The sequence below is a fragment of the Legionella moravica DSM 19234 genome (assembly GCF_000423305.1).
Lineage (GTDB): Bacteria > Pseudomonadota > Gammaproteobacteria > Legionellales > Legionellaceae > Legionella > Legionella moravica.
In genome coordinates this window covers 1-2,485 of the sequence record NZ_AUHS01000054.1, presented here as the reverse complement: position 1 = coordinate 2,485, position 2,485 = coordinate 1, and the positions used below count along the sequence as shown (strand labels likewise).

Genomic DNA, 2,485 nt, shown 5'->3' with positions numbered 1-2,485 from the left:
AGAGTTTAAAAGGTAATGATAATTAATGCATTAATTCAGATTGTGCCAATTTGCAGGAGATTCCTCGCTACGCTCGTAAAGACGTCACATTTTGAATGGGACAGCCGTGGAAAGAGGACGAAGCTCAATATAACTTTGTTTCCAGATACGATACAATGGTAAGTAAACCACTTACTTGACCTACTGACATGCAAGAGAATCTCAAGCTTTTGATGGCGCAAATCAATCCAACAGTTGGTGCGATTCAGTCCAATGAAATCCAAATTATTAAACTCATTGAATCCCAACAATCGGAGCATGACGTCATCATTTTTCCGGAACTCTCACTCACGGGCTATCCTCCTGAAGATCTGTTGTTTCGTAATGATTTTTATCAGGCAGTCAATGAAAGTCTGCAACGAATTCAGTTAGCTACTAAAGCCTGTTATATACTGATTGGTCATCCTGCGATGGATAACGAGCGCTGTTATAACAGTATAAGCATATTCCACATGGGACAAAAAATCAGAACATATCACAAACAGAAATTACCTAATTACCATGTATTTGATGAGGCGCGTTATTTTACCCCAGGTCCAAGCGATCCATGCACCTTAATGATTAATAATTACAAATTGGGAATTTGCATTTGCGAGGACTTGTGGCAACCAGGTCCAGTAGATGATTTAATTGAAGCAGGAGTGGACGCTATTATAAGCGTGAATGCATCTCCCTTCGATTACCATAAATATTCTGCCCGAGTGGAACTGTTGCGATCTTTTGCTAAAAGAGGAGTCGCGATGATCTATGTGAACCAGATTGGCGGTCAGGATGAATTATTGTTTGATGGTCAATCATTTGCCATGGATAAAACAGGCACCGTGTGCGCCCGAGCCCCCGCTTTTGAAGAGCATTTATCTACTGTAGAACTTTCAAAAGACACCGTTGAGGGAACTTTGACCCCTCTTCTCTCAAATGAAGCATTAATTTATAAAGGATTAGTCTGCGGCACACGAGATTACGTTAGAAAAAACAAATTTCCAGGCGTCCTTCTTGGTCTATCTGGAGGCATAGATTCAGCCTTAACCTTAAGCATAGCGGTCGATGCCCTGGGAGCAGAGCAGGTCCATGCGGTAATGATGCCCTCACGATACACCGCATCAATGAGTAAAGAAGATGCCTTACAGCAACTGGATATCCTCAAGGTTTCTCATAGTACGCTGTCCATTGAGCCTATATTTAACTCCATACTGTCTCTGCTTGAACCCGTTTTTACAGGATTGGCACCAGATACTACTGAAGAAAACATACAAGCCAGAATTCGTGGAATGTTGTTAATGGCCATGTCCAACAAAACTGGGAAAATGGTACTGACCACCAGCAATAAAAGTGAATCTGCCGTAGGTTACGCCACATTGTATGGCGATATGGCCGGTGGTTTCTCTGTACTAAAAGATGTCCTTAAGACTCAGGTCTATGATCTGGCGCATTACAGAAACACTATCTCACCAGTCATTCCTGAACGAGTCATCACGCGAGCCCCATCTGCTGAACTCAGGGAAAATCAAAAGGACCAGGACAGCTTGCCGGAATATTCCGTTCTCGATGCCATTATAGTGGCTTATATGGAACAACGATTAAGTGCCAGAGAAATTATCAATCAGGGATTTAAACCGCATGAAGTCAATAAAGTCATTAAATTAATCAAACACAATGAGTACAAACGCCGCCAGGCTGCTCCAGGAATCAAAATAAGCCCAGTGGCATTCGGAAAAGACTGGCGATATCCTATAACTAATGGTTTTTATTAGAGGGGCGTCGATTGAGCAGGCGCCCACTCATCTAATTCAGTATTCTGCTCCCCTTCCGTTTTTAGTCACAATTATTCATCAGAGGCCATAAACTCAAAAATAGTAAATCCAGAGAACAAATTATCAAAAAAAACATGAGTTTAGCGGTTAGTATCGATTTTAAATCGGAAGATCTTGCATGGGCCAACATATTTACAATTAGTACAATTTGTATTAATATTGACCCAATGAATTTATTTTAAGGAACTATTCTATGGCTGACCCTAGAGAACAGCAGATTGCCCTTGCTACAAGAAATGAGCAAAGCACGCACGACGTGTTTGTATCGAATGCAGCGGCATCGCTCGCTATTCGCCTGGCGCACAAATACCTTGTTCGTCACAATGGCGCAAGTTCTTCGACGGCCTCATCGTCTTCATCATCCTCATCGTCCTCATCGACTTCTTCTTCCTCCTCAGCAACACCAATCATGTCCCTTAGTGCAAAAGGAAATGGGGCGGCACAAGATCGTATGAGGAGTGTCAGGGAGCGATACGAACGCCGCAAAAAAACATCGCAACTCAAAGAAAACACCAAATCCTGGCTGACTAAAACCCTCGTCGATCAAAGCCTCCATCCAGAACTTGACCGGGTCACGCTGACGCACACTAAAGACGGAACTGAAATTTCCGAGCAATGGTATCTGCCCCTGCCGG

Annotated in this window: 2 protein-coding genes; both read left to right on the top strand. The window is 42.9% G+C overall.

Annotated features, from left to right (window positions below; all coding sequences use genetic code 11):
* The first annotated feature begins 188 nt into the window (after positions 1–188).
* Complete coding sequence (locus tag G543_RS0110085) at positions 189–1,790, top strand: NAD+ synthase (RefSeq protein WP_028384394.1); 1,602 nt, start codon at positions 189–191, stop codon at positions 1,788–1,790.
* 253 nt (positions 1,791–2,043) lie between these two features.
* A partial coding sequence (locus tag G543_RS19020) for a hypothetical protein (RefSeq protein ID WP_211219668.1) occupies positions 2,044–2,485 on the top strand: 442 nt, incomplete at its 3' end.

Excerpts from the sequence above, each read along its gene's own strand:
- G543_RS0110085 (WP_028384394.1), top strand. The coding sequence starts at position 189 with ATGCAAGAGAATCTCAAGCTTTTGATGGCGCAAATCAATCCAACAGTT.